The sequence below is a fragment of the Bradyrhizobium sp. genome (assembly GCF_052389815.1).
Taxonomy (GTDB): Bacteria; Pseudomonadota; Alphaproteobacteria; order Rhizobiales; family Xanthobacteraceae; genus Bradyrhizobium.
This window is the reverse complement of record NZ_JBQTHN010000043.1, coordinates 1-23,213: the sequence shown is the minus strand read 5'-3', so window position 1 is coordinate 23,213 and position 23,213 is coordinate 1. Positions and strand designations below refer to the sequence as shown.

At 64.6% G+C, this 23,213-nt stretch carries 29 protein-coding genes; 11 read left to right on the top strand and 18 right to left on the bottom strand.

Annotation, left to right across the window (positions count from 1 at the left end; genetic code table 11):
* The first annotated feature begins 392 nt into the window (after positions 1–392).
* From ACT4OC_RS09010 to ACT4OC_RS09000, 3 genes are all read left to right on the top strand, one after another.
* Positions 393–947: a fasciclin domain-containing protein gene (locus ACT4OC_RS09010; RefSeq protein ID WP_444838629.1), complete on the top strand. Its 555-nt coding sequence runs from the start codon at positions 393–395 to the stop codon at positions 945–947.
* Between the two features lie 193 nt (positions 948–1,140).
* Positions 1,141–1,779: a cytochrome b/b6 domain-containing protein gene (locus ACT4OC_RS09005; protein WP_444838628.1), complete on the top strand. Its 639-nt coding sequence runs from the start codon at positions 1,141–1,143 to the stop codon at positions 1,777–1,779.
* A gap of 18 nt (positions 1,780–1,797) precedes the next feature.
* On the top strand, positions 1,798–2,583 hold the full coding sequence (locus tag ACT4OC_RS09000) for a molybdopterin-dependent oxidoreductase (RefSeq protein WP_444838627.1): 786 nt from the start codon (positions 1,798–1,800) through the stop codon (positions 2,581–2,583).
* A gap of 94 nt (positions 2,584–2,677) precedes the next feature.
* Here the strand turns inward: ACT4OC_RS09000 and ACT4OC_RS08995 are convergent, their stop codons facing one another.
* On the bottom strand, positions 2,678–3,868 hold the full coding sequence (locus ACT4OC_RS08995) for a YbfB/YjiJ family MFS transporter (protein ID WP_444838626.1): 1,191 nt from the start codon (positions 3,866–3,868) through the stop codon (positions 2,678–2,680).
* Positions 3,869–3,961: 93 nt separating this feature from the next.
* Positions 3,962–4,825 carry an EamA family transporter gene (locus ACT4OC_RS08990; RefSeq protein ID WP_444838625.1) on the bottom strand — a complete coding sequence of 288 codons (864 nt, stop codon included), beginning with the start codon at positions 4,823–4,825 and terminating at the stop codon, positions 3,962–3,964.
* A gap of 218 nt (positions 4,826–5,043) precedes the next feature.
* Here ACT4OC_RS08990 and leuB point away from each other — a divergent pair, with 218 nt between their 5' ends.
* Positions 5,044–6,153, top strand: a complete 1,110-nt coding sequence (gene leuB, locus ACT4OC_RS08985) for a 3-isopropylmalate dehydrogenase (protein ID WP_444838624.1) — start codon at positions 5,044–5,046, stop codon at positions 6,151–6,153.
* A 50-nt stretch (positions 6,154–6,203) separates the two neighbouring features.
* Here leuB and ACT4OC_RS08980 read toward each other — a convergent pair whose 3' ends face one another.
* Positions 6,204–6,569: a hypothetical protein gene (locus ACT4OC_RS08980; RefSeq protein ID WP_444838623.1), complete on the bottom strand. Its 366-nt coding sequence runs from the start codon at positions 6,567–6,569 to the stop codon at positions 6,204–6,206.
* Positions 6,570–6,745: 176 nt separating this feature from the next.
* Positions 6,746–7,462, bottom strand: a complete 717-nt coding sequence (locus ACT4OC_RS08975) for a hypothetical protein (protein WP_444838622.1) — start codon at positions 7,460–7,462, stop codon at positions 6,746–6,748.
* 116 nt (positions 7,463–7,578) lie between these two features.
* Here ACT4OC_RS08975 and ACT4OC_RS08970 point away from each other — a divergent pair, with 116 nt between their 5' ends.
* The gene (locus ACT4OC_RS08970) at positions 7,579–8,613 is read left to right on the top strand and encodes an aspartate-semialdehyde dehydrogenase (RefSeq protein WP_444838621.1); all 1,035 of its coding nucleotides are present in this window, start codon (positions 7,579–7,581) and stop codon (positions 8,611–8,613) included.
* Positions 8,614–8,635: 22 nt separating this feature from the next.
* Positions 8,636–9,193, top strand: coding sequence for a TIGR00645 family protein (locus tag ACT4OC_RS08965; RefSeq protein WP_444838620.1), 558 nt, complete (start codon positions 8,636–8,638; stop codon positions 9,191–9,193).
* Positions 9,194–9,247: 54 nt separating this feature from the next.
* Here the strand turns inward: ACT4OC_RS08965 and ACT4OC_RS08960 are convergent, their stop codons facing one another.
* Positions 9,248–9,901 (bottom strand): carbonic anhydrase, encoded by a 654-nt coding sequence (locus ACT4OC_RS08960; protein WP_444838619.1) that lies wholly within the window; start codon positions 9,899–9,901, stop codon positions 9,248–9,250.
* Between the two features lie 100 nt (positions 9,902–10,001).
* On the opposite strand from ACT4OC_RS08960, the gene ACT4OC_RS08955 reads away from it, so the two are divergent.
* Entirely contained in the window at positions 10,002–10,877 is an 876-nt protein-coding gene (locus ACT4OC_RS08955) for an HpcH/HpaI aldolase/citrate lyase family protein (RefSeq protein ID WP_444838618.1), read from the top strand.
* Between the two features lie 3 nt (positions 10,878–10,880).
* Here the strand turns inward: ACT4OC_RS08955 and ACT4OC_RS08950 are convergent, their stop codons facing one another.
* From ACT4OC_RS08950 to ACT4OC_RS08930, 5 genes are all read right to left on the bottom strand, one after another.
* Complete coding sequence (locus tag ACT4OC_RS08950) at positions 10,881–11,234, bottom strand: c-type cytochrome (protein WP_444838617.1); 354 nt, start codon at positions 11,232–11,234, stop codon at positions 10,881–10,883.
* Between the two features lie 23 nt (positions 11,235–11,257).
* Positions 11,258–11,674: a DUF6455 family protein gene (locus ACT4OC_RS08945; protein ID WP_444838616.1), complete on the bottom strand. Its 417-nt coding sequence runs from the start codon at positions 11,672–11,674 to the stop codon at positions 11,258–11,260.
* 96 nt (positions 11,675–11,770) lie between these two features.
* Positions 11,771–12,556, bottom strand: a complete 786-nt coding sequence (locus tag ACT4OC_RS08940) for a hypothetical protein (RefSeq protein ID WP_444838615.1) — start codon at positions 12,554–12,556, stop codon at positions 11,771–11,773.
* A gap of 62 nt (positions 12,557–12,618) precedes the next feature.
* On the bottom strand, positions 12,619–13,224 hold the full coding sequence (gene leuD / locus ACT4OC_RS08935) for a 3-isopropylmalate dehydratase small subunit (protein ID WP_444838614.1): 606 nt from the start codon (positions 13,222–13,224) through the stop codon (positions 12,619–12,621).
* 97 nt (positions 13,225–13,321) lie between these two features.
* Positions 13,322–13,720, bottom strand: a complete 399-nt coding sequence (locus ACT4OC_RS08930) for a metallopeptidase family protein (protein ID WP_444838613.1) — start codon at positions 13,718–13,720, stop codon at positions 13,322–13,324.
* Positions 13,721–13,838: 118 nt separating this feature from the next.
* Between ACT4OC_RS08930 and ACT4OC_RS08925 the strand changes: the two genes are divergently transcribed.
* From ACT4OC_RS08925 to ACT4OC_RS08915, 3 genes are all read left to right on the top strand, one after another.
* On the top strand, positions 13,839–14,150 hold the full coding sequence (locus ACT4OC_RS08925) for a hypothetical protein (RefSeq protein ID WP_444838612.1): 312 nt from the start codon (positions 13,839–13,841) through the stop codon (positions 14,148–14,150).
* 150 nt (positions 14,151–14,300) lie between these two features.
* Positions 14,301–14,618 (top strand): hypothetical protein, encoded by a 318-nt coding sequence (locus tag ACT4OC_RS08920; protein ID WP_444838611.1) that lies wholly within the window; start codon positions 14,301–14,303, stop codon positions 14,616–14,618.
* A 157-nt stretch (positions 14,619–14,775) separates the two neighbouring features.
* Positions 14,776–15,405 carry a hypothetical protein gene (locus ACT4OC_RS08915; protein ID WP_444838610.1) on the top strand — a complete coding sequence of 210 codons (630 nt, stop codon included), beginning with the start codon at positions 14,776–14,778 and terminating at the stop codon, positions 15,403–15,405.
* A 181-nt stretch (positions 15,406–15,586) separates the two neighbouring features.
* Here ACT4OC_RS08915 and ACT4OC_RS08910 read toward each other — a convergent pair whose 3' ends face one another.
* The 8 genes from ACT4OC_RS08910 to ffh all read right to left on the bottom strand — a co-directional run bounded on the left by ACT4OC_RS08910 (position 15,587) and on the right by ffh (position 21,494).
* Complete coding sequence (locus ACT4OC_RS08910; RefSeq protein WP_444838609.1) at positions 15,587–15,805, bottom strand: hypothetical protein; 219 nt, start codon at positions 15,803–15,805, stop codon at positions 15,587–15,589.
* Between the two features lie 88 nt (positions 15,806–15,893).
* Positions 15,894–17,300 carry a 3-isopropylmalate dehydratase large subunit gene (leuC, locus tag ACT4OC_RS08905; protein ID WP_444838608.1) on the bottom strand — a complete coding sequence of 469 codons (1,407 nt, stop codon included), beginning with the start codon at positions 17,298–17,300 and terminating at the stop codon, positions 15,894–15,896.
* Positions 17,301–17,373: 73 nt separating this feature from the next.
* Positions 17,374–17,505 (bottom strand): hypothetical protein, encoded by a 132-nt coding sequence (locus ACT4OC_RS08900; RefSeq protein ID WP_444838607.1) that lies wholly within the window; start codon positions 17,503–17,505, stop codon positions 17,374–17,376.
* A gap of 199 nt (positions 17,506–17,704) precedes the next feature.
* Positions 17,705–18,085: a 50S ribosomal protein L19 gene (gene rplS, locus ACT4OC_RS08895; protein ID WP_444838606.1), complete on the bottom strand. Its 381-nt coding sequence runs from the start codon at positions 18,083–18,085 to the stop codon at positions 17,705–17,707.
* Positions 18,086–18,194: 109 nt separating this feature from the next.
* Positions 18,195–18,926, bottom strand: a complete 732-nt coding sequence (trmD, locus tag ACT4OC_RS08890) for a tRNA (guanosine(37)-N1)-methyltransferase TrmD (RefSeq protein ID WP_444838605.1) — start codon at positions 18,924–18,926, stop codon at positions 18,195–18,197.
* A gap of 10 nt (positions 18,927–18,936) precedes the next feature.
* On the bottom strand, positions 18,937–19,458 hold the full coding sequence (gene rimM, locus ACT4OC_RS08885) for a ribosome maturation factor RimM (protein WP_444838604.1): 522 nt from the start codon (positions 19,456–19,458) through the stop codon (positions 18,937–18,939).
* A 19-nt stretch (positions 19,459–19,477) separates the two neighbouring features.
* Positions 19,478–19,813, bottom strand: coding sequence for a 30S ribosomal protein S16 (gene rpsP, locus ACT4OC_RS08880; protein ID WP_444838603.1), 336 nt, complete (start codon positions 19,811–19,813; stop codon positions 19,478–19,480).
* A 136-nt stretch (positions 19,814–19,949) separates the two neighbouring features.
* On the bottom strand, positions 19,950–21,494 hold the full coding sequence (gene ffh, locus ACT4OC_RS08875) for a signal recognition particle protein (RefSeq protein ID WP_444838602.1): 1,545 nt from the start codon (positions 21,492–21,494) through the stop codon (positions 19,950–19,952).
* Positions 21,495–21,973: 479 nt separating this feature from the next.
* Between ffh and ACT4OC_RS08870 the strand changes: the two genes are divergently transcribed.
* Positions 21,974–23,035 (top strand): MBL fold metallo-hydrolase, encoded by a 1,062-nt coding sequence (locus ACT4OC_RS08870; RefSeq protein ID WP_444838601.1) that lies wholly within the window; start codon positions 21,974–21,976, stop codon positions 23,033–23,035.
* Positions 23,036–23,213: the final 178 nt, after the last annotated feature.

Here is a 23,213-nt window from a genome sequence, read left to right as displayed (position 1 = left end):
TCGTAGAAAGTTCATTCTCTGCACTGCTTGCGCAATGACGGCAACAGAATATTTTCGGCGCTATGGCGTCGGACTGCGAATGGATTTCTACTGCGTCGATGGCCGATTGAATATTTGCCCAGCCTCGTAGCGTGCCCACCTTCCAGAGCACGAACCGTGAAGGTGGGCACGGCGTAAGCGCGCCTTTGCCCACCCTACAAATCCGACGAGCGCCGCACGATCACCGCATCCGTTAGTTTCAAAAATCACAAAGATTTTTTTGCCCGAAACCACCCGAAAAACCTCCCGTAGTTCGGCCAACGACGACGCTGTCTCACCCACAATGACGACGCCGTTGTTTGCATCGCCGGCGGATGGCCCGCCGGCCAGCTCAATCATCGGGAGACTATCCAATGTCGAAGCGTATTGCCCTGCTGTCCGCCGCTGCGTTTGCGGCGCTCGCCCTCACCGCGACCGTTGCTGCGCCGGTTTCCGCGCAGGAGAAGACCGTGATGGTCGGCGGAGCGGCGATGTTCCCCTCCAAGAACATCATCCAGAACGCCGTCAACTCCAAGGACCACACCACGCTGGTCGCCGCCGTGAAGGCCGCGGGCCTGGTCGGAACCCTCGAAGGCAAGGGTCCGTTCACGGTGTTCGCGCCGACCAACGCCGCGTTCGGCAAGCTGCCGGCCGGCACGGTCGACACGCTGGTCAAGCCTGAGAACAAGGCGACCCTGACCAAGATCCTCACCTACCATGTCGTGCCCGGCAAGCTCGCCGCTTCCGACCTCAAGGACGGCATGAAGCTGAAGACCGCCGAGGGTGAAGAGCTCTCCGTCAAGCACCAGGGCGACAAGGTCTGGATCATCGACGCCAAGGGCGGCCAGTCGATGGTCACGATCTCGAACGTCAACCAGTCCAACGGTGTGATCCATGTGGTCGACACCGTGCTGATGCCGGCGTCCTGATAACCCCGCGTTCTGACCAGCCCCAAAAGCAGGACGCGTGACGGGAGGCGAGCCGGGGCGACCCGGCTCGCTTTCTTGTGACCACGATAGGCCCCGTGCATGAAACAGATAGGCACGGGGTTGTAACGGAAAGGCGGTTTCCGGCGTATAAACCGGTAATCGGCCTCGGAACGAATGAGCTGGGAACCTGATCATGTCGAGCCTGACCGTCAGCAACGAGCAAGCCACGTCGGCCACATCGGGCAAGGCGAAAGCCATTCAGCCGGCCTGGGTGCGGATCCTGCACTGGGTCAACGCCTTTGCCATGATCCTGATGATCATGTCGGGCTGGCAGATCTACAATGCCCATCCGCTGTTCGACTTCACCTTCTCCAGGACCATCACGCTCGGCGGATGGCTCGGCGGCGCGCTGCTGTGGCACTTCGCCGCGATGTGGCTCCTGATGGTGAACGGCCTCATCTATCTCGCGCTTGGTTTCGCCACCGGCCGCTTCCGCAAGAAGCTGCTGCCGATCACGCCGGAGGGCGTGATCTCCGATACCAAGGCCGCGCTCACCGGCAAGCTTTCGCACGACGATCTCTCCAAGTACAATTCCGTGCAGAAGCTGCTCTATGCCGGCGTCATCGTCGTCGGCGTGCTGGTCGTGCTGTCCGGTCTTGCGATCTGGAAGCCGGTGCAACTGCAATGGCTGACCGCGCTGTTCGGCGGCTACGATGCCGCGCGTTACGTTCATTTCTTCTGCATGGCGGCGATCGTCGCCTTCATGGTGGTGCATGTGGTCCTGGCGCTGATCGTGCCGAAGAGCCTGCGCGCCATGATCATCGGCCGCTGAGACATTTGGGAGGATCGCATGTCCCGCAAACGCTCGCTCATCATCCCCGGTGTCGACAAGCAATTGCTCGTCCGCGACGCCGCCAGGGCGATGCCCGACCTCACCCGCCGCCGCTTCATCTCGGGCGGCGCCAGCCTCGGCGCGCTGACGCTGCTGACCGGCTGCGACGTCGTCGACAGTTTCTCCGCCGAGGAAATGCTGAAGCAGGTGTCGAAGTTCAACGATGCCGTGCAGGCCGCCATGTTCAATCCGAACGCGCTGGCGCCGACCTATCCCGAAAGCATGGTGATGAAGCCGTTCCCGTTCAACGCCTATTACGGCCTCGACGAAGCCCCCGAGGTCGACGGCAAGAGCTGGAAACTGGAAGTGCGCGGCCTCGTCGACAACAAGAAGTCCTGGACACTGGATGAGCTCTACGCGCTGCCGCAGGTCAAGCAGGTCACCCGGCACATCTGCGTGGAAGGCTGGAGCGCGATCGGCAGCTGGACCGGCACGCCGCTGCGCGACTTCCTGAAACTGATCGGCGCCGATACGCGCGCCAAATATGTCTGGTTCCAGTGCGCCGACAAGGACGGCTACAACTCGCCGCTCGACATGGCGAGCGCGCTGCATCCGCAGACCCAGATGACGTTCAAATTCGCCGACGAGATCCTGCCACGCGCCTACGGCTTCCCGATGAAGATCCGCGTGCCGACCAAGCTCGGCTTCAAGAACCCGAAATACGTGATCTCGATGGAAGTCACCAACGACTACAAGGGCGGCTTCTGGGAGGACCAGGGGTACAATTCGTTCAGCGGGAGCTGAGATTCTTGTAGGGTGGGAAAAGCGAAAGCGTGCCCACCTGTCTTGCACCGGATCAAGCGAAGGTGGGCACGGCGCGATCGCGCCTTTGCCCACCCTACGAAATCTTCGTCAGCTTGCGCTGAAATGCCGAGAGAATTGCGCCAAGCGCCAGCATTGCAGCCGATACATTGAGTGCGGATGAAAGACTCCCCACCGCATCCGTGATCGCGCCGACCGCAATCGGGCCGAGCGTCTGGCCGATGCCGAACGCGATGGTCAGCGCCGCGATGCCGGCGGGCCATTCGGACGGAGGATAGTTGAGGCGCACGAACGCCGTGGTCGATCCCACCACCGCAAAGAACGCGACGCCGAATACCAGCGCGGAGATGGCGAGCAGAATCGGCGAATGGCCGAAGATCGGCAGCGCCGCGCCGATCGCATTGGTGCCGAGGATGATAGTGGTGGCAAGCCCGCCGCGGTCGAGCGCCAGCACCCGTCGCCAGACCCACGGCGTGGCGAAAGCGGAGATGCCGATCAGGCCCCAGAACGTCGCCTGCGCCGATGCGCCGCCGCCGCCATCGCGCACATAGGCGATCATGAAGGTCATGTAGGCGATGTAGCCCGCACCGAACAGGAAATAGGCGAAGAGATAGATCAGCACGGGCCGGACGGAGAATTTCACGCGCACGGCACTGTCGAATTGACCGTTGCCGCCGAGCGGCGCCAGCCACAGCGGCAGGATCATGATCAGGGAGAGGGCCGTCAGCGCCCACCATACGATCCACCACGAGCCCGGACCGAAGGCCTGCAGCGTATAGGGCGCGATCAATCCGGAAGCCAGGATGCCGACGCCGGGTCCCGCATAGAACAGGCTGAGCAGGAAGTTGGCGCGCGAGGGGCGCGTCTGCGCGATCGTTGCCGCGAGCGCGCCGCCGCCGACGAAGCCGGCAGCCGCCGCAAAGCCCGCCAGCAGCCGCGCGAAGCTCAGTGCAACGAAGTTACCGGTCAGCGCGCACAGCGCCAGCGACGCCACGCAGGCGGCGGTGCCCCAGACCACGCTTCGCGAAAGGCCAAAGCGCTTGATCAGGGGCGAGGCGGTCAGGGCGCCGGCAAGATAGCCGACGGCATTGATCGTGTTCATGAAGCCGGCCGCCGAATAGGACCACGACAGGGAGTCGCGCATGTCGGGCAGCACCAGCGCATAGGCGAAGCGGCCGATGCCGAGCCCGATGGTCGGCGCCAGCGACAGGATCAGGATCAGCCGCGCGGGATGCGGGTAGGATTGGGAGCGATCGGGGGATTTCACGAAGGACTCCGGCAAGTGACGCACTGTGGCAGGCCGCGAAGTGCCTGCACAGGACGCTGCCTGCAGAGGTGCGTTGCCTTGAGCGCAACAATCTCAGCCCGCCAGCACCAGCGCGACGCCGGCGACGGTGAGCACGGTGCCGCCGACGATCCGCGGAGTGATCGCGATGTGCTTGAGCATGAGCTTGCTCATCAGCACGGTGACCAGCGGATAGACCGCCACGATCGGCGCGACCAGCGTGATCGGACCGTGGCGCACGGCGGCGAACATCATGAGGGTCGCGAGGCCGCTGGCGATGCCGGTGACGACGAACCACAGCAGGCCCGATGCCGGCGCCTTCGCAATGAAACTCCCCGCGCGGACGCGCTGCACTGCGAGCACCACCAGCGACGACGTGACGTAGCCGATGAAGGTCGCCCAGAGCGGGCTCGGCCACACTTCAAGCCCGAGCTTGACGATCGGCGGGATCACGCCGCGGACCAGGGCGGCGGCGAGCGGCAGCAGCAGCGCAAAACTTCGCCAGTGGCCGAGATCGCGCGGCCGGGTGACGGAGATGATGACGGCGCCGGCCACGGCGATCGCGAGACCGGCCGCCTGCACCGGCCGCAGCGGCTCGTTCAGCAGCGCTATCGCGAGCGCAACCGAAAACAATGGCGCGAGGTTGCCGAGCGTCGAGGTGATCACCGGCCCGAGCGCCCGGTTGGAGGCGAAGGCGAGCAGCGTCAGGCTGGCCGGAAAGAACAGGCCGATCGCAGCGAAGATCGGCAGGCCCCGCCAGACCACCGGCTCGCCGGCGAGGAGGATTGGCGAAAGCAGCAGGAACAGCAGGGCAAAGGCCGGCATGCTGACGGCAGCCCCCGACAGCGGCTCCATCGTCCGCAGGCCGAGTTGGGAGGTCACCACGGCCGCACCCAGGAAGGCTGCGGACGCAAAGGCAAACAGGATGGCTGCGGTCATGCGTTCCGTCTTGCGACGGATGTATTGAAACCGATTTTCCCGCTGCTGGCGAGCGCCTTGCCAATCCGCGCTCGGCGTTCTAGCACTCCGCTCGGATTACCCCTTTAGCGTCATGCCCGGCCTTGTGCCGGGCATCCACGTCTTCCCAGCAGTAGCGACGCAAGACGTGGATGGCCGGGATGGGCCTCGCCATGACGGGATTTACGAGGATCGATTCTATGGCGACCCATAAACTGCTGCTTCTGCCCGGCGACGGCATCGGCCCCGAAGTGATGGGCGAGGTGAAGCGCCTGATCGGCTGGCTGAACAAGGAGGGCATTGCCTCCTTCGAGACCGAGGAGGGGCTGGTCGGCGGCGCGGCCTACGACGCGAGCAAGCAGAGCATCACGGACGCGACCATGGACGTGGCCAAGGCTGCTGATGCCGTGATCTTCGGCGCGGTCGGTGGCCCGAAATGGGACGCGGTGCCTTATGAGGCGCGGCCGGAAGCAGGCCTGCTCCGCCTGCGCAAGGATCTCGGCCTGTTCGCGAACCTGCGTCCCGCCGTGTGCTACCCGGCGCTGGCGGACGCTTCCAGCCTGAAGCGCGAGGCGGTGGAAGGCCTCGACATCATGATCGTGCGCGAGCTCACCGGCGGCGTCTATTTCGGCGAGCCCAAGACCATCACCGACCTTGGCAACGGCCAGAAGCGCGCCATCGACACCCAGGTGTACGACACCTACGAGATCGAGCGGATCGGCCGCGTCGCCTTCGATCTGGCGCGCAAGCGCCGCAACAAGGTCACCTCGATGGAAAAGCGCAACGTCATGAAGTCGGGCGTGCTCTGGAACGAGGTGATGACGCAGTTGCATGCGCGCGAATACAAGGACGTCACGCTGGAGCACCAGCTCGCCGACTCCGGCGGCATGATGCTGGTGAAATGGCCGAAGCAGTTCGACGTCATCGTCACCGACAATTTGTTCGGCGACATGCTCTCCGATATCGCGGCGATGCTGACCGGCTCGCTCGGCATGCTGCCGTCGGCTTCGCTCGGCGAGATCGACGCGAAGACGAAAAAGCGCCGCTCGCTGTTCGAGCCGGTGCACGGCTCTGCGCCCGACATCGCCGGCAAGGGCCTCGCCAATCCGATTGCGATGATTTCCTCCTTCGGCATGGCGCTGCGCTATTCTTTCGACATGGGCGCGCTCGCCGACAAGGTCGATCAGGCCATCGCAGCGGTGCTCGCCAGCGGCCTGCGCACGGCGGATATCAAGTCGGAAGGCACGACGTCGGCCAGCACCCAGCAGATGGGCGAGGCGATCTTGAAAGAGCTGCAGAAGCTGCACTGACAACAAAAAAAGCCCGGCGCGCGCCGGGCTTTTTCGTCAGCGAAGAGAAATCAATAAAGCGGGAAGCGCGTTGGATAGCCGCCGAGATCGGCAGGCGTGCTGAGCGGCTGGCGGTCGATCGGCCGCTGGCGGTTCTCGCGGGCGAAGGTCGGGTAGCCGATCTCCGGCGGGAAGGCGTAGTCCTGGAACTTGCGCTCGCCCGGCAGCACTTCGGTGCCGGCGTCGAGCCAGGAGCGCGTCGTGATGTAGACGCGGGTGTTCGGGCCCTGCTGGATGACGCGGTTCGGACCGCCCGGGCCATAATAGACGCGGCCGTTCTTGTCGTATTGCATCCGGGTCTGCTGTGCGCTTGCGGGCAGCACGCCGATCGCGAGGACGGCGATTGCTGCAAACAGCATTGGGATTTTGGGGGTCATTCGCGTCCTCATCGTTGCACCTGCCGGAACTGGCAGGCGCCCGTGTCCAATTTGCGGCCATCCTAGCCGCCGGGGGCGTAACCCCACTAGGTCAAATGGGCCACACCCGGCACGGATAATGCGCCCGTGAGGTTAAAAGTTGCATGAAAACCAGCAGCTTGGCCGGGGCACGGCGTTCAGATCGCGCCGCGCAGAGAAGGCTTGCCGGCACCCGATACCCAGTCGGTGCGGCAGTCCGCGCGCTTCAGCTCGGCGCGCGCGAACAATTCGGCGAGTTTGGCGTCGTTGCCGGCGGCAACCAGGCTCAGGCGGTTGAGCATGCAGGCGATCGCCGCACTGCGGGCAGGAAGCGTTTCGCCCTGGCAGACGTAGCCGGAAATGCGCAAGGCCGGCTGCTCGACGGTCTTGAGAAAGCCGAGGCAGGCGCCGTCACCCAGGTGGAGAAGGGTGACAGGTCCGAACTTGCTGTCGATCATGCCCGTCCTGTCGGGTGCCGTCAGCTGCTCGAATTCGGCACCCGGCCGGTAGATTTTCAGCTCTGCAATGGGCTGCCCGTTCGCAACATTCCAGCGCAGCACGTCCCTTCGGCCGCCCTCCGGATGCCGGAGGATCCGATAAGACCTTGTTTCGTATGACAAATCATACTGGTTGCTGGCAAAAGCCGGGGTCGAGCGGGTGGCTACCGTCCATTCCGGCCGGGAAGAGGCGTCCGAATGCATGTCCGGCAGCTGGTCCCAGAGATAGACGCCGAGGATGAAGAGCAGCGCCAGCGTGCAGAGATAGGCGATCAGCCGGGCCAGCGTCGCGCACAGCTCGTCCGCCACGCTCTTCAGCACGGGCAGGAATCCGCCGGTATAATGAGGCGCGGCCGGAACGGCGCGAGACGGCTGCATCAACGACCCGAAAAACGCGTCTAACGTTGTGTTAAGGGCGTTTCTCGCATAGAAGCGCTGCCTCTTCCCTTTCCGCCGCGGGCGTGGGTGAGGCATTTTTCTTCGGAGAGTGAACGATGGGTTACAAGGTCGCAGTGGTCGGCGCCACCGGCAATGTCGGGCGCGAGATGCTCAACATCCTGGATGAGCGGAAATTCCCTGCCGACGAGGTCGTAGCCCTCGCCTCGCGCCGCAGCGTCGGCGTCGAGGTCTCCTATGGCGACCGCACCCTGAAGGTCAAGGCGCTGGAGCATTACGACTTCTCCGACGTCGACATCTGCCTGATGTCGGCGGGCGGCTCGGTGTCGAAGGAATGGTCGCCGAAGATCGGCGCCGCCGGCGCCGTGGTGATCGACAATTCCTCGGCCTGGCGCATGGATCCCGACGTGCCGCTGATCGTGCCGGAAGTGAATGCGGACGCCGCGGCCGGTTACACCAGGAAGAACATCATCGCGAATCCCAACTGCTCGACCGCGCAACTCGTCGTCGCGCTCAAGCCCCTGCATGACAAGGCGACCATCAAGCGCGTCGTCGTGTCGACCTATCAGTCGGTGTCGGGCGCCGGCAAGGATGCGATGGACGAACTGTTCTCGCAGACCAAGGCGGTCTACACCAATGACGAGCTGGTCAACAAGAAATTCCCCAAGCGCATCGCCTTCAACGTCATCCCCCACATCGACGTCTTCATGGAGGACGGCTACACCAAGGAAGAATGGAAGATGATGGCGGAGACCAAGAAGATACTCGATCCGAAGATCAAGCTGTCCGCCACCTGCGTGCGCGTGCCGGTGTTCGTCGGCCACTCCGAGGCCGTCAACATCGAGTTTGAAAACCCGATCACGGCGGACGAGGCGCGTAACATCCTGCGCCGGGCGCCGGGCTGCCTCGTCATCGACAAGCTGGAGCCGGGCGGCTACGTCACGCCCTACGAGGCGGCCGGCGAGGACGCCACCTATATCAGCCGCATCCGCGAGGACGCGACGGTGGAGAACGGGCTGGTGCTGTGGTGCGTCTCCGACAATCTGCGCAAGGGCGCGGCGCTCAACGCAATCCAGATCGCGGAAGTCCTGATCAACCGCAAGCTGATCACCGCCAAGAAGAAGGCGGCGTAGCGCGGAAGCCGGGGAGTCGCGAATGACCGAACAGCCGGCGCCCGCCTATCAGCCAAACCCGACCGCCAAGCGCGTCGAGAGGGGTTTTGAGGGCCTGATCTTCAACAGCCGCTGGCTGATGGCGCCGTTCTATTTCGGCCTCGTCGTCAGCCTGGCCGTGCTGCTGCTGAAGTTCTGCATGGTGCTGTGGGAGTTCATCGTCCACGCGCCCGGCTCGAAGGAAAGCGACATCATCCTCGGCGTGTTGTCGCTGATCGACATCTCGCTGACCGGCAATCTGATCCTGATCGTGGTGTTCTCGGGCTACGAGAACTTCGTCTCCAAGATCGATCCCGGCGGCCATCCGGACTGGCCGGACTGGATGACCAAGATCCATTTCGGCGGGCTGAAGCAGAAGCTGCTGGCCTCGATCGTCGCGATCTCGGCGATCCAGGTGCTCAAGGCCTTCATGAACATCGAGACCAATTTCGATTCGACCAAGCTTGCCTGGCTGGTCGGCGTGCACCTGGCGTTCGTGTTCTCGGCTTTCATGCTCGCGTTCGCCGATCGGTACAGCGGCGGCGACCACGGCGGTGAGTAGCGAATGGCGAGTAGCGAGTAGCGAACAGAACTTCCATTCGCCATTCGCTACTCCCTATTCGCCAGCGAGCGCTTCGCGAGCGCTCCTGAATTCCTTGGCTTCCTGATCGAGCACGAATAGCGAGCCTTCGGCGACGCCGAAATAGGCGCCGTGCAGATCCATCGCGCCTTTCTCCACGCGCTCGCGCACAAAGGGGAACGTCATCAGGTTCTCCAGGCTGCGATGGACCGCGGCCTTCTCGATGCGCACCGTGAAATCGTGCATGGTCTCGTGGCCGCGCTGCTCGACCACCTCGCCCGGCTTGATGAACATCGACATCCAGCGGCCGATGAAATCGCCCGGCGACAGCGGCTTGATCTTGTCGATAAAGGCGCGGATGCCGCCGCATTGGGCGTGGCCGAGCACGACGATGTGCTTCACCTGCAAGACGTTGACGGCATATTCCAGCGCGGCCGAGACACCATGGGTGCCGCTGTCCGGCGCATAGACCGGCACCAGGTTGGCGACGTTGCGCACCACGAACAATTCGCCCGGACCGGCGTCGAAGATCACCTCCGGCGAGACGCGGGAATCGCAGCAGCCGACCACCATCACGGCCGGCGATTGCCCGCGCTCGGACAGCTCGCGGTATCGGGTCTGCTCTGTCGGCAGTCGCTGCGTGGTGAAGGCGCGGTAGCCGTCGAGGAGACGCTGCGGGAAGGGTGCCATGGCACTTGCCTAACCATAAGCCGCCTTGCGGAACAAGGCTTTCAGGAAGCACAACGGAGTGCTATCGGCAGCGTCTCGAGGATATCTCCGGGGAACCGTCATGATTCGTCCGCGCCGCAGCCTGTTGTTCATGCCGGGATCCAATGCCCGGGCGCTGGAAAAGGCGCGCAACCTGCCGGTCGACGGCGTGATCCTCGACCTCGAGGACGCGGTCGCGCCCGATGCCAAGGCGGTGGCGCGCGACCAGATCGCGCAGGCGGTGGCGGCCAGAGGATTTGGCAAGCGCGAAGTGCTGATCCGCATCAATGCGCTCGATACGCCCTGGTGGATCGACGACCTCAATATGGCCGGAAAGGCCAGGCCCGACGGCGTTCTGGTGCCGAAGATATCCAGCGTCGCCGACCTCACGGCGATCGCCGACCGGCTCAGCGACATCAATGCCGATCAGTCGATCCGGGTCTGGGCCATGATCGAGACCGCGCGCGCGGTGCTCGACGCCGAAGGGATCGCGGCCGCCTCGCGCGATTCCGAGATGCGGCTGGCCGGCTTCGTGTTCGGTCCGTACGACATTTCGCGGGAGACGCGCATCCGCATGAAGCCGGGCCGGGCCGAAATGATCCCGATGATCACCCATTGCGTCCTCGCCACCCGCGCGCACGGGCTGGAAATCCTCGACGGTCCTTACGGCGACATCGCCAATGTCGACGGCTTTGCCGCCGAATGTGCGCAGGGCCGCGACCTCGGCTTCGACGGCAAGACGCTGATCCATCCGAGCCACATTGCGGCCTGCAACGCCATCTTCACGCCACCGGCGGAAGAGGTGGAGCTGGCACGCAAGATCATCGCGGCGTTCGAGAAGCCGGAGAATGCTTCGCGCGGCGCGATTCAGCTCGATGGCCGCATGGTGGAGCGGCTGCATGCCGACATGGCGCGGCGTACGATCGCGATCGCGGACGCGATCGCGGCGATGGCCTGACCGCTATCGGTCCCGTTTGAGGCCGAGGATGAATTGCGCGAGGTCATCGGCCTGATCCGGCGCGATGATGATGTTCGGCATGCTGCGGTGACTGGTGCGGAAGAAGACTTTCAGCGACAGCTCCGTGGTCGAGGTCCGGTTGGCAATCTGCACGAAGTCGGGCGCGCGGCTGGACGTGCCTGGGCCGGTTGCTTCCAGCGCGTGACATTCGCTGCACCAGGCTTCCGCAAGACGGCGCCCGGCGGACGCGTCGTCCGGCCGCGGAGCGCCGTCGGCCACGTGAAGGCGGATCAACAGCAACGCCGCGAGCGCGATCGCCAGCCCGATGAGAATGTGAATCCATGCACGGCGCGACATGGCGGCGTCGAGACTCCGCTAAACTAGTGCCTGACGGGTTCGCCCAAGGCCTCGATGGTCGGTGCGTTGGGACAGTACTCCTTGTAGTGCTCCGCGGCCGTACCAGCGGCGAGATCGCTGTGGCATTGCGCCTTGTCTCGGCACAGGCCGCAGACCCGCTCCATGTCGCGCACCAGCAAGGGTTTGGTACGCGCCAGATCTTCCAGATCGATACCGAGCGCCTCCAGCATTTTCGGCATTTCGTCGGCGCTGTGCGGCCCCGCCTCGACCAGCCTTTGGAGATCGTCCGGTGAAACGCGCAAATCCTGGGCGATGGTGTCGAAATCGGCCCGGTTCATCCGGCGGATTTCACTCAGTTCCCGGCGGTGCTTCAGCCAGTCGACGAACTTGCCGATGACGAACTCGACAGTAGGATAAGGAGTTTCATGCTTCACGGTCATGACGGCCTTCCGGTCGATATGCTGAGTTGCGCCATATCACCAGAGTAGCGGGCAAGGCGTGTTGCGGCAGATCAAGACCGCGCAGCGTCCGACGCTTCAGCCGAAGCGCTCCGTCGCCCAGGCGTACAGACTGCCGGGCAACGGCGCCTGATTGCCGCGGCCTTTCGGCGAGATGTGCAGGCCGATCACGCCGGGGTCGGCAATCAGTCTGGAAAAGTCGGACGGCTCGAAGAACAGCCTTGGTTCGGCGTGCACGGCATAGAAGGATTGCTTCGGCAGCGCCTGCGCAATCTCCCCGTTGCGTTGCGCGAGCGCCGTGAGCGAGGCCGGGCCGTAGATCGCGACACGGATGTCGGAGAGACGCTGCGAGCCGCCACGCAGGCGACGCATCGCAAACACCATGCGATGGCGCAGCGACAGCCAGTTCGGCGTCAGCTCTTCCTGCGCCATCAATTCGGAGAATGCCGTGACGATGGAATCGTTCGCGGGCAGATAGAGCACGGAATTGCCGAGTTGCCGCGGCCGCTCCCAGGCGAAGTACGGCTTTGCCGCATCGATCTCGATCGGCTTGAGCAGCAGCACGTCGGCGTCGAGCCAGAGTCCCGCCTTCTGCGCCATCAGCCGCATGCGGAAGAAGTCGGAAAATTGCAGCGTGGTCCAGTCGCGCCAGGAACCGTCCGGCTGCGGCGGCCGGATCTTTTCCGAGAAGACATGCGGCAGTACGGCTTCCGCCTCGGCGTTGGCGATGCCGTCCGGCAGGCCGGGCAAAGGATCGAAGCTGTAGACTGTAACCTTGTGGCCGGCGGCGAGCTGCGAGCGCAGGCAGAGCGTTCGCAGCCGGTCGAGCGGGCCGTGCCAGAAGGTGACGATGTCAGGACGCATGCGTCACCCTCGGCAGGGCATAGCGCTTTCAAGCGAAGAGGAAACTGGTTCGCGTGAAAAGCTTACGCCCAGGCACGCTCTTTCTTGAGCTTGGCCTCGTAAGCGTCGATCGACGTCTTCTTCTCCATCGTGAGCCCGATGTCGTCGAGGCCGTTGAGCAGGCAGTGCTTGCGGAACGGATCGATCTCGAACTTCACTTTGCCGCCGTCGGGGCCGCGGATCTCCTGGTTCGGCAGGTCGATGGTCAGGGTGGCGTTGGCGCCGCGCTCGGCGTCGTCGAACAGCTTGTCGAGGTCCGCTTGCGACACGCGGATCGGCAGAATGCCGTTCTTGAAGCAGTTGTTGTAGAAGATGTCGCCGAACGAGGTCGAGATCACGCAGCGGATGCCGAAGTCGAGCAGCGCCCAGGGGGCATGCTCGCGGCTCGAGCCGCAGCCGAAATTGTCGCCGGCGACCAGCACCTTGGCGCCCCGATAGGCCGGCTTGTTGAGGATGAAATCCTCGTTCTCGCTGCCGTCATCCTTGTAGCGCTGCTCGGAGAAGAGCCCCTTGCCGAGGCCGGTGCGCTTGATGGTCTTCAGGTACTGCTTGGGGATGATCATGTCGGTATCGACATTGACGATCTTCAGGGGCGCCGCGACGCCTTCCAGCGTGGTGAACTTGTCCATCGATGCATTTCCCGGTCGGAATTTGGGGAACAGGGCCGTCTAGGGCCGCTGGTTTATCGGAAACGGGGCCGCCTTCAAAGGCCCTAATTGCGCAGGGCTATCCCGCGGACGCCTCAATCGCCTCCATATCGGCATCCGAGAGGCCGAAATGGTGGCCGATTTCGTGGATCAGCACATGGCGGACGATATGGCCGAGCGTCTCCTCATGCTCGGCCCAATAGTCCAGGATCGGCCGGCGGTAGAGCCAGACCATGTTGGGCAGCCGCGCAATGTCCTGGCTGCTCTGGTGCGGTAGCCCCACGCCCTGAAACAGGCCGAGCAGGTCGAACTCGCTTTGCGCCTGCATCTCGTCGAGGACCTCGTCGGTCGGGAAATCGTCGACGCGGATGATCACCCCCTCGCACAGCCTGCGGAAGGTCCTCGGCAGGCGCTCGAAGATCTCGTGCGCCATGGCTTCCATCTCTTCGAGCGACGGGGCTTTGGTCTTGGTCCACATGCCCTTCTATTTACCGCCGGTTCCGCGCAAGTCCATGCCGGTTTGGCCGCGGGCGGCGGTTGACCTCGGCTGGGCAATCGGAGACTTTAAGGCCTGCAATGAGGTTCGGATGGGCGTGATGAGGCGGATTGTGACGGCGGGCCTGCTCCCGGTTTTCGCTGTTCTCATGCTGCGGGCGGAAGACGCCCGGGCGCAGGCCGCCTCGCCGGAGCTGCGCGTCGCGCAGGCTGCGCCCGACTACGTGCCGCCGCGGCGGAATTACCGTCGCGTACCGGTCTATCCGCGCGAGCATTACGTTCCCGACGTCTATCCGCGTTACAATCCGGGGCCCAATGCGGTGCGCGAGTGCAACGCCTACTATGTGCAGGAAGCCCGGCCGAGCGGCACGGTGATCACCCCGCGCATGAACTGCTACTGGCGGCCCGGCTAGAGCATCGGGCATCGCCGGATCCTGCTGTCTTGAGGTTGATCAAGGTCCGGAGGCGATGTCGGCGCAAACTGCGCCTATGACCGGCAAGCGGGCAGAGCTTCGCTACGTCCGCGGTCCGGAAGCCAGCATAGCGTTGGAGAGGAGAAAAGCATGAAAGCGTGGATTGGCGTGACCCTGGTTGCAACAGCGCTGGCGTTCAGCGGCCCAGCGGCGGCCGCGGACACGAAGGCTGCTCCGCAGGCAAAGGCGCAAACGGCGACGTCGGATGCAACCGACTTCAGTGCGCACCGCCGTTATCGCCGCTACTACGGCTACCGCCCTTACTATCGTCCGTACTACCGCCCGTACGGCTATTACGCCCGGCCCTATTACGCGCCCTACTACGCGCGGCCCTACTATTACCGGCCGTATCCCTATTACGCGCCGGCGCCGTTCATGTTCGGCTTCGGGTTCGGTCCGTTCTGGTGAGGCGCGCCGGAAAGTCGCGCGGCTCGTTCATCCTTGCGGTCAGGCCATTCATGGCGCGTTCACCTCGGCGTCACTAGCGTCACGCCGGGTGCGACTGCGAGTGGATGTGCGTTGGGGGCGGGCATGGCCTCCCGCACGAGCCGGGAGGTTTCTGGCAATGAAGATGATGTCGGGAACCGCGCGCGGACTTGTCCGTCGCGCGGGGCTGGTGGCTGTCGTTGCAGTCGCAGCGACGGCACTTTCTCACGGGCGCGCCGAGGCGCTGTCGCCGGCAAGTCCCGCCGCGGCGCCGTCTGCGAAATTCGCAAGCGAAGGTCTGACCATCGAGGTGCGCAACGGGCGTGGCGGCGGTGGCGGCTTCCGTGGCGGCGGTGGTGGTTTCCGGGGCGGCGGCGTTCATGGTGGCGGCTTCCGCGGATTTCACGGCGGCGGCGGAGGTTTCCGGGCTGTGCACCGCGGAGGCCTCCACGGATATCGTGGCGGCGGATTCCGTCCCGTTCACGCCTATCGTGGCGGCGGCTTCCGGGCGGCCCATGTTTATCGCGGCGGCGGGTATCACCGCTTCGGCGGCTACCGCGTGCATCGCTACGCCTATCACCGGCCCTATTTCCACCGCCGGCATTTCCATCATCGGCGCTACTTCGCGCCGGCCTACTATGGCTACTATCCGCGCTACTATCGTCCCTATCGCGTTTGCCGGATCGTCTGGACCTACTGGGGCCCGCGCCGGGTCTGCCGTCCGCCGTACTGGCACCGTCGCCACTACTGGCGTGTCCACTACTGGTGAGCAAACCATCGGCTGAACGCGAAACAGGCGCCCGAGCGGGCGCCTGTTTTCGTTAGGTGAGGTGATGATTTAGAGCGCGATGAGATTAGGTTGAACTGAAGCGGCATTGGGATTCACCTCTCCCAAGGGAGAGGTGAACCGAGCCTGCCGGACGATCGATTCAACCAATCACTATCGCGCTTCAGTCCCAGTCGACGAACTTCCAGGACTTCATCTTGATCTTCCAGGGCGTCAGCGTTTCCGTCCGCCAGCGCTCGAGGCGCGGCGGCGTGTGCGCCATGCGCGAGCGTTTCGTGGCGCCGCTGCTGGGCATCGGGTCGACGTCGACAGGCATGGCGCGGCGGCGGTTCTGCCGTGTCGCGTCGCTGATTAAATCGACATATTCCGGTTTGTCGGCCATGGCCGGCTCCTTCTGGTGCGAAGGAACAGTCTGCGCCCGGACCTTTAACGGAGCGTTGCCGGAATGGGTCGAAGTGTAGGGGAGTGGCTTACCGCCACTCCCTCACGTCGACGAAGTGCCCGGCGATCGCCGCAGCCGCCGCCATGGCGGGCGAGACGAGATGGGTGCGGCCCTTGAAGCCCTGCCGGCCCTCGAAGTTGCGGTTCGAGGTGGAGGCGCAGCGCTCCTCCGGCTTCAGCTTGTCCGGGTTCATGGCAAGGCACATCGAGCAGCCCGGCTCGCGCCATTCGAAGCCGGCCGCAATGAAGATCTTGTCGAGGCCTTCGGCTTCCGCCTGCTCCTTCACGATACCGGAGCCAGGCACGATCATGGCGTTGACGTTGGCGTTGACGGTCTTGCCCTCGGCGATCTTGGCGGCGGCGCGCAAATCCTCGATGCGGCCGTTGGTGCAGGAGCCGATGAAGACGCGGTCGAGCTTGATGTCGGTGATCTTGGTACCCGCCGTCAGGCCCATATACTTCAGCGCGCGATGCTTGGAGAGCCGCTTGGCCTCGTCCTCGATCTTGTCGGGATCGGGCACGAAGCCGGTGACCGAGATCACGTCCTCCGGTGAGGTGCCCCAGGTCACGATCGGCGGCAGCTTGGCCGCATCCAGCCGCAGCTCATGGTCGAAATGCGCGCCGTCGTCGGAGCGCAGCGCCTCCCAGTAGCGCATCGCCGCATCCCAGTCGGCACCCTTCGGCGCCTTGGGCCGGCCGCGCAGGAAGTCGAACGCCTTCTGGTCGGGCGCGACGAGGCCGGCGCGGGCGCCGCCCTCGATCGTCATGTTGCAGACCGTCATGCGGCCTTCCATGGTCAGGTTGCGGATCGCCTCGCCGGCATATTCCAGCACATAGCCGGTGCCGCCGGCGGTGCCGATTTCGCCGATGATGGCCAGAATGATGTCCTTGCCGGTGACGCCGTCGGGCAGCTTGCCGTCGACGGTGACGCGCATGTTCCTGGCCTTCTTCTGGATCAGCGTCTGCGTCGCCAGCACGTGCTCGACTTCGGAGGTGCCGATGCCGTGCGCCAGCGCGCCGAACGCGCCGTGCGTCGAGGTATGGCTGTCGCAGCACACGATGGTGGTGCCGGGCAGCGTAAAGCCCTGCTCGGGGCCGATGACGTGGACTATGCCCTGGCGCTTGTCGAACTCGTCGTAATACTCGACGCCGAATTCCTTGGCGTTCTCCGCCAGCGCCTTGATCTGCTCGATGCTTTCAGGATCGGGATTGGGCTTGCTGCGGTCGGTGGTGGGAACGTTGTGGTCGACGACGGCGAGCGTCTTCTCCGGCGCGTGCACCTTGCGCCCGGTGGCGCGCAGGCCCTCGAAAGCCTGCGGCGAGGTCACCTCATGCACGAGGTGGCGGTCGATATAGAGCAGGCAGGTGCCGTCAGGGGCTTCGTGCACCAGATGGTCGTTCCAGATCTTGTCGTACAGCGTGGTCGGTTTGGACATGAGCTTCGAGCTCCGGATTGATATGAACGGGTGGGCGCGAGCGCGCGCCGATCAACGGAAATTGCGCGCGCGATTACAGCGCGCAGCCGAGCTCTGACGTTGCCGAGGTCGCAAAGCGCCCAAAGAAGCGGCCGGGCAGGCGCGAGCGATCGTCGATCACGATCGGCGCGATGCGCTGTCCGGCGATGGTCAAATCTGGAACCATTCCAAATTTCTAACACAGGGACGGCCATAGCCACAATCGCCCGCCACGTCATTGCGAGCGAAGCGAAGCAATCCATAGTGCCGCATAGCGGATATATGGATTGCTTCGTCGCTTTGCTCCTCGCAATGACGGCGGGAGCAGTGAACAAAAAAGCGCGGGGGTGAGCCCCGCGCCTTCGTCACGATCCTTGCAGAACGGCTTACTCGCCGACGGCGGCGGCGCGGTCCGTCTTCTCGGTGATGCGGGCCGACTTGCCGCGCAGATTGCGCAGGTAATACAGCTTGGCGCGGCGCACCTTGCCGCGGCGGACCACCTTGATCGAGTCGATCATCGGCGACAGCACGGGGAACACGCGTTCCACGCCTTCGCCGTAGGAGATCTTGCGCACGGTGAAGCTCTCGTTGATGCCGCGGCCGGAACGGCCGATGCAGACGCCTTCATAGGCCTGCACGCGGGTGCGCTCGCCTTCGACGACCTTGACGTTGACGATCACGGTGTCGCCGGGCGCGAAGTCCGGAACTGTCCGGGCGGCGGCGAGCTTGTCGAACTGCTCTTTTTCGAGCTGCTGAATGAGGTTCATTGAAATCTCCATCGGAGGCGCGCCCAGCCTTTCGGGGGCTGCGCAATCGTCCATCTATCCTGCGCGTGTGCGGATTTGGCGGGTCGTATAAGGCATCGAAGGCCGCTTGTCACCCTTTTGTCGTGCCTTTTGGCGGCTTTTGGTCGGCCTTTGCGCTTTCCCGGGCCGCCCACATATCCGGCCGCCGGAAGCGGGTCAAAGCCTCCGATTCCGCCCGCCGCCACGCCGCAACCTTGGCATGGTCGCCGGAAATGAGGATTTCAGGGATGCTGCGGCCTTCGAAGAGCTGAGGCCGGGTATATTGGGGGTATTCCAGTAGTCCTTCGGAAAAGCTTTCCTCGGCCCCCGAGGCCTCCTTGCCCATCACCCCCGGCATCAGCCGGACGCAGGCGTCGATCAGGGTCATGGCGGCGATCTCGCCGCCGGACAGCACGTAGTCGCCGACGGAAACCTCCTCCAGGCCGCGGGCGTCGATCACCCGCTGGTCGATGCCCTCGAACCGGCCGCAGACGATCAGGGGCCCGGGGCCGCTAGCGAGTTCCGCCACGCGCGACTGGGTCAATGGCCGACCGCGCGGGCTCATCAGGAGCCGAGGGCGGTCCGGCGCGATGTTGGCCGCGTCGATGGCGGCCGCGAGGATGTCGGCGCGCAGCACCATGCCCGGCCCGCCGCCGGCCGGCGTGTCGTCGACGCTGCGGTGCCTGTCGGTGGCGGAGGCGCGGATGTCGCGCGCTTCCATTTCCCAAAGGCCGGAAGCGAGCGCCTTGCCGGCGAGGCTGACGCCGAGCGGTCCCGGAAACATCTCGGGAAACAAGGTGAGGATGGTGGCGCGCCAGGGCATGTCAGCCTGCCTACGTAAGGGTGGGCTCTTCGCCCTCGATTTCCTGCGGCAGTTCGATCACAACGCGACCGCCGGCGATGTCGACGGTCGGCACCACGGCGTTGCTGAACGGCAGCAGCATGGTCGCGCCCTTGGCCGGCGCGATCTCGATGATGTCGCCGGCGCCGAAATTATGGATGGCGACGACCCGGCCGAGCGGCTCGTCGGCGGCAGTCACCGCGGCGAGCCCGATCAGATCGGTGTGGTAGTACTCGCCGTCATCGGTATCGGGCAATTTTTCGCGCGGCACGTAGAGTTCGATGCCGTTGAGCTTCTCGGCATCGTTGCGGCTCGCGATACCCTTGAAGGTCGCGACCAGATGATCCTTGGCCGCGCGCAAATTCGCAATCTCGAACTGGCGCACGCCGTCTTTGGTCATCAGCGGGCCGTAGCTCTGCACGGCCAGTGGGTCTTCGGTGAAGGTCCACAGCTTGACGGCGCCGCGCACGCCATGCGCAGCGCCGATGCGGGCGACGCAAACCGGTGCTGCCACCGCGATGCGCCGCTAAGCCTTAAGCCGACTTGGCGGCGGCTTCGGCCTGCGCCTTGCGCTCCTTGCGCGGCACGGCCTTGACCGGGTTCTTGCGCGGGGCGCGCTTGGCAACGCCGGCGGCGTCGAGGAAGCGCATCACGCGGTCCGAGGGCTGCGCGCCCTTGGCCATCCAGGACTTGACCTTGTCGAGGTCGAGCTTGAGGCGGCTCTCATTGTCCTTCGGCAGCAGCGGATTGAAGTGGCCGAGGCGCTCGATGAAGCGTCCATCGCGCGGATAGCGCGAGTCGGCAACGACGACGTGGTAGACCGGGCGCTTCTTGGTGCCTGCGCGCGCGAGGCGGATAACGACTGCCATTTGATTCTCCTGAAGTGTTGAATTGAACTCTGTGTTGGTTAGTCACGCCGTCATTGCGAGGAGCGAAGCGACGAAGCAATCCAGCTGTCTTGGCGAAGCATGGATTGCTTCGCTGCGCTCGCAATGACGAAAAGGGTCATTTCTTCTTCCCCGGAAAGCCGCCGAGGCCCGGCAGCGTCGGCTTGCCGGAAAGCCCGGTGAGGCCCGGCAGATTCGGCAGGCCCTGACGCAGGCCCGCAGGAAGATCCTTTGGCAGCGAAGGCAGCCCGCCGGGCGCGCCCTGCATCTTCTCGGCCAGCGCCTTCATCTCTTCCGGCGAAGGCGGCTTCATGCCGCCGCCAAAGCCCATCGCCTGCGCAATGCCGGCGAGCGGCCCGCGCTTGCCGGAGCCCATGGCCTTCATCATGTCGGACATGTTCCGGTGCATCTTGAGCAGCTTGTTGACCTGCTCGACGTTCTGGCCGGCGCCGGCGGCGATGCGCTTCTTGCGGCTGGCTTTCAGGATATCCGGGTTCTTGCGCTCCTGCCGCGTCATCGAATCGATGATCGCGACCTGGCGCTTGATGATCCTGTCGTCGATCCCCGCGGCCGCGATCTGGTTCTTCATCTTGGCGATGCCGGGCATCATGCCCATCAACCCGCCGATGCCGCCCATGCTCGCCATCTGCTGCAGCTGTTCGCGCATGTCGTTGAGGTCGAACTGGCCCTTGCGCATGCGCTCGGCGGCGCGCGCGGCCTTCTCTGCGTCGATATTGGCGGCAGCCTTCTCGACCAGCGACACCACGTCGCCCATGCCGAGGATGCGGCCGGCGATGCGGGAGGGATGGAAATCTTCCAGCGCATCGGTCTTCTCGCCGGTTCCGATCAGCTTGATCGGCTTGCCGGTGACCGCGCGCATCGACAGCGCCGCGCCGCCGCGGCCGTCGCCGTCGACGCGCGTGAGCACGATGCCGGTCAGCCCCACGCGCTGATCGAACGAGCGCGCGAGGTTGATCGCGTCCTGGCCGGTGAGGGAATCCGCGACCAGCAGCACCTCGTGCGGATTGGCAGTTGATTTGATCTCCGCCGCCTCCGCCATCATCTCTTCGTCGAGCGTGGTGCGGCCGGCGGTGTCGAGCAGCACGACGTCGTAGCCGCCGAGCTTGCCGGCTTCCAGCGCACGCCTGGCGATCTGCGGCGGCTTCTGTCCCTCGACGATCGGCAGTGTCGGGATGTCGAGATCGCGGCCGAGCACGGCGAGCTGCTCCATCGCCGCGGGGCGATAGACGTCGAGCGAGGCCATCAGCACCTTGCGCTTGTCGCGCTGCACGAGCCGGCGCGCGAGCTTGGCGGTGGTGGTGGTCTTGCCGGAGCCCTGCAGGCCGACCATCATGATCGCGACCGGCGGCACCGCGTTGAGGTCGATGGTCTCGCCGTCCGAGCCGAGCGTGTTGACCAGTTCGTCATGGACGATCTTGACCACCATCTGGCCGGGCGTGACCGACTTGACGACGGTGGCGCCGATCGCCTGCTCGCGCACGCGGTCGGTGAAGCCCCTGACGACGTCGAGCGCGACGTCGGCCTCCAGCAGCGCGCGGCGCACCTCGCGCATCGCGGCATCGACGTCCTTCTCCGACAGCGCACCGCGCCCCGTCAGACGATCGAGAATGCCGCCAAGCTTTTCCGACAGATTGTCGAACAATGCCGTTGTCCTTTGTCCTGCACGTCGCAGGCGCTCACGTCACACACCACTTGTCATCACCCGCGAAGGCGGGTGATCCAGTATTCCAGAGCATCTCGGATCGGCCGAGAGGCCGCGGCGTACTGGATACCCCGCCGGAGCCTGTCATCGGGCTCGCCAAAAGGGCGAGACCCGTTGGCGGGGTATGACGGACCAAACACTTTCGCGCCCGAGGGCGCATCGCGCTGTCGGGCGTTGGCCTCCGGCCTCGAAGACCGGTCGGCGGATCGAAAAGAAAATCTCTTCGAGAAGTGGCGCGGTTTAATACCCACGTCGGCTGGAAGTCAAGGAAAGTTGGTTGGAGGTAATTTAGTAGGGAATGTAAGATATTGTAATTACGAAACAATTCCATTAGCGCAATTTTGATCGCCGGTCCGAGTTTCCTCGCCGGCCTGCGACATATATTTCATTCGCACCTCATCAGGACTGTTTCCCGCCCCGTGCCGATCACCCGCCGCCGCCTCCTTGGATTCTTGACCGGTGCCTTCGCCGCGGTCGGCGTGCCGACGGTCTGGATCTCCCGCATGAAGACCTATGACGGTCCGATCTCCGATCATTTCGACGGGGAGCGCTTCTTCGACGCCGATGGCATGCCGCCGAAGTCGCTCGCCGAGGTGCTGCGCTGGCAGTTCGGCGAGCGCAAGCGCGCGGCCTGGCCGGAATGGGTGACCAACGCGCATGCCGACACCCCGCCGCCGCGCGTCGAGGGCAGCAAGGTACGGCTGTCCTACGTTGGCCACGCGAGCTGGCTGATCCAGACCGCCGGCCTCAATATCCTCGTCGATCCCGTCTGGTCGATGCGCGCCTCTCCGCTGAGCTTTGCGGGCCCGAAGCGCCGTTGCGATCCCGGCATTGCCTTCGACGCGCTGCCGAAAATCGACGTCGTGCTGGTGTCGCATGGCCATTACGACCATCTCGATATTGCGACCTTGTCGCGCCTTTCGGCAAAATTCTCGCCGCGGGTGATCACGCCGCTCGGCAACGACATCACCATGCGCGATGCGGACGATGCCATCAAAGCCGAGGCCTTCGACTGGCAGGACCGCGTCGCGCTGGGCGATGGCGTTGCGGTGACGCTGGTCGCCACGCGGCACTGGTCGGCGCGCGGACTGTTCGACCGCAACAAGGCGCTGTGGGCGAGCTTCGTGCTGGAGACGCCGGCCGGCAAGCTCTACATCGTCTGCGATTCCGGCTATGGCGACGGCACGCATTTCCGCCGCGTCGCCGAGGCGCACGGGCCCCTTCGGCTGGCGATCCTGCCGATCGGTGCGTACGAGCCGCGCTGGTTCATGCTCGACCAGCACATGAATCCGGAGGACGCGGTGCAGGCGTTTGCCGATTGCGGTGCCGCGCAGGCGCTCGGACATCATTACGGCACGTTCCAGCTCACCGATGAGGCGATCGACGCGCCGGTGATCGCGCTCGGCGAAGCGCTGGACCAGGCGAAGGTGCCGCGGGAAAGATTCACCGCGCTGAAGCCGGGGCAGGTTTTTGAGGTCTAGGCGTCATTGCGAGCGAAGCGAAGCAATCCAGCTTTGCCGCAACAAAGGAAGCTGGATTGCTCACATGGGGGAGGTTTGTGTCAAGGACGAGGGGCCACCTTTTAGTTCGACTGCAGCCACCTCTTCGTCCCGACCGCGGATTGTGCAGGATGGCGCGCGCAGATCAAGTCAAGGCCGG

Coding starts and splice junctions, on each gene's coding strand:
- ACT4OC_RS08965 (WP_444838620.1), top strand. CDS start 8,636: ATGACCGAACAGCCGGCGCCCGCCTATCAGCCAAACCCGACCGCCAAG.
- ACT4OC_RS09010 (WP_444838629.1), top strand. CDS start 393: ATGTCGAAGCGTATTGCCCTGCTGTCCGCCGCTGCGTTTGCGGCGCTC.
- ACT4OC_RS08910 (WP_444838609.1), bottom strand. CDS start 15,805: ATGGCCGACAAACCGGAATATGTCGATTTAATCAGCGACGCGACACGG.
- leuC (WP_444838608.1), bottom strand. CDS start 17,300: ATGTCCAAACCGACCACGCTGTACGACAAGATCTGGAACGACCATCTG.
- ACT4OC_RS08980 (WP_444838623.1), bottom strand. CDS start 6,569: ATGACCCCCAAAATCCCAATGCTGTTTGCAGCAATCGCCGTCCTCGCG.
- ACT4OC_RS08990 (WP_444838625.1), bottom strand. CDS start 4,825: ATGACCGCAGCCATCCTGTTTGCCTTTGCGTCCGCAGCCTTCCTGGGT.
- leuB (WP_444838624.1), top strand. CDS start 5,044: ATGGCGACCCATAAACTGCTGCTTCTGCCCGGCGACGGCATCGGCCCC.
- rplS (WP_444838606.1), bottom strand. CDS start 18,085: ATGAACCTCATTCAGCAGCTCGAAAAAGAGCAGTTCGACAAGCTCGCC.
- ACT4OC_RS08920 (WP_444838611.1), top strand. CDS start 14,301: ATGAAAGCGTGGATTGGCGTGACCCTGGTTGCAACAGCGCTGGCGTTC.
- rpsP (WP_444838603.1), bottom strand. CDS start 19,813: ATGGCAGTCGTTATCCGCCTCGCGCGCGCAGGCACCAAGAAGCGCCCG.
- leuD (WP_444838614.1), bottom strand. CDS start 13,224: ATGGACAAGTTCACCACGCTGGAAGGCGTCGCGGCGCCCCTGAAGATC.
- ACT4OC_RS08950 (WP_444838617.1), bottom strand. CDS start 11,234: ATGTCGCGCCGTGCATGGATTCACATTCTCATCGGGCTGGCGATCGCG.
- ACT4OC_RS08975 (WP_444838622.1), bottom strand. CDS start 7,462: ATGCAGCCGTCTCGCGCCGTTCCGGCCGCGCCTCATTATACCGGCGGA.
- ACT4OC_RS08900 (WP_444838607.1), bottom strand. CDS start 17,505: ATGGTTCCAGATTTGACCATCGCCGGACAGCGCATCGCGCCGATCGTG.
- ACT4OC_RS08970 (WP_444838621.1), top strand. CDS start 7,579: ATGGGTTACAAGGTCGCAGTGGTCGGCGCCACCGGCAATGTCGGGCGC.
- ACT4OC_RS08960 (WP_444838619.1), bottom strand. CDS start 9,901: ATGGCACCCTTCCCGCAGCGTCTCCTCGACGGCTACCGCGCCTTCACC.
- ACT4OC_RS09000 (WP_444838627.1), top strand. CDS start 1,798: ATGTCCCGCAAACGCTCGCTCATCATCCCCGGTGTCGACAAGCAATTG.
- trmD (WP_444838605.1), bottom strand. CDS start 18,926: ATGCCCTGGCGCGCCACCATCCTCACCTTGTTTCCCGAGATGTTTCCG.
- ACT4OC_RS08930 (WP_444838613.1), bottom strand. CDS start 13,720: ATGTGGACCAAGACCAAAGCCCCGTCGCTCGAAGAGATGGAAGCCATG.
- ACT4OC_RS09005 (WP_444838628.1), top strand. CDS start 1,141: ATGTCGAGCCTGACCGTCAGCAACGAGCAAGCCACGTCGGCCACATCG.
- ACT4OC_RS08940 (WP_444838615.1), bottom strand. CDS start 12,556: ATGCGTCCTGACATCGTCACCTTCTGGCACGGCCCGCTCGACCGGCTG.
- ACT4OC_RS08925 (WP_444838612.1), top strand. CDS start 13,839: ATGAGGCGGATTGTGACGGCGGGCCTGCTCCCGGTTTTCGCTGTTCTC.
- ACT4OC_RS08915 (WP_444838610.1), top strand. CDS start 14,776: ATGAAGATGATGTCGGGAACCGCGCGCGGACTTGTCCGTCGCGCGGGG.
- ACT4OC_RS08955 (WP_444838618.1), top strand. CDS start 10,002: ATGATTCGTCCGCGCCGCAGCCTGTTGTTCATGCCGGGATCCAATGCC.
- ACT4OC_RS08945 (WP_444838616.1), bottom strand. CDS start 11,674: ATGACCGTGAAGCATGAAACTCCTTATCCTACTGTCGAGTTCGTCATC.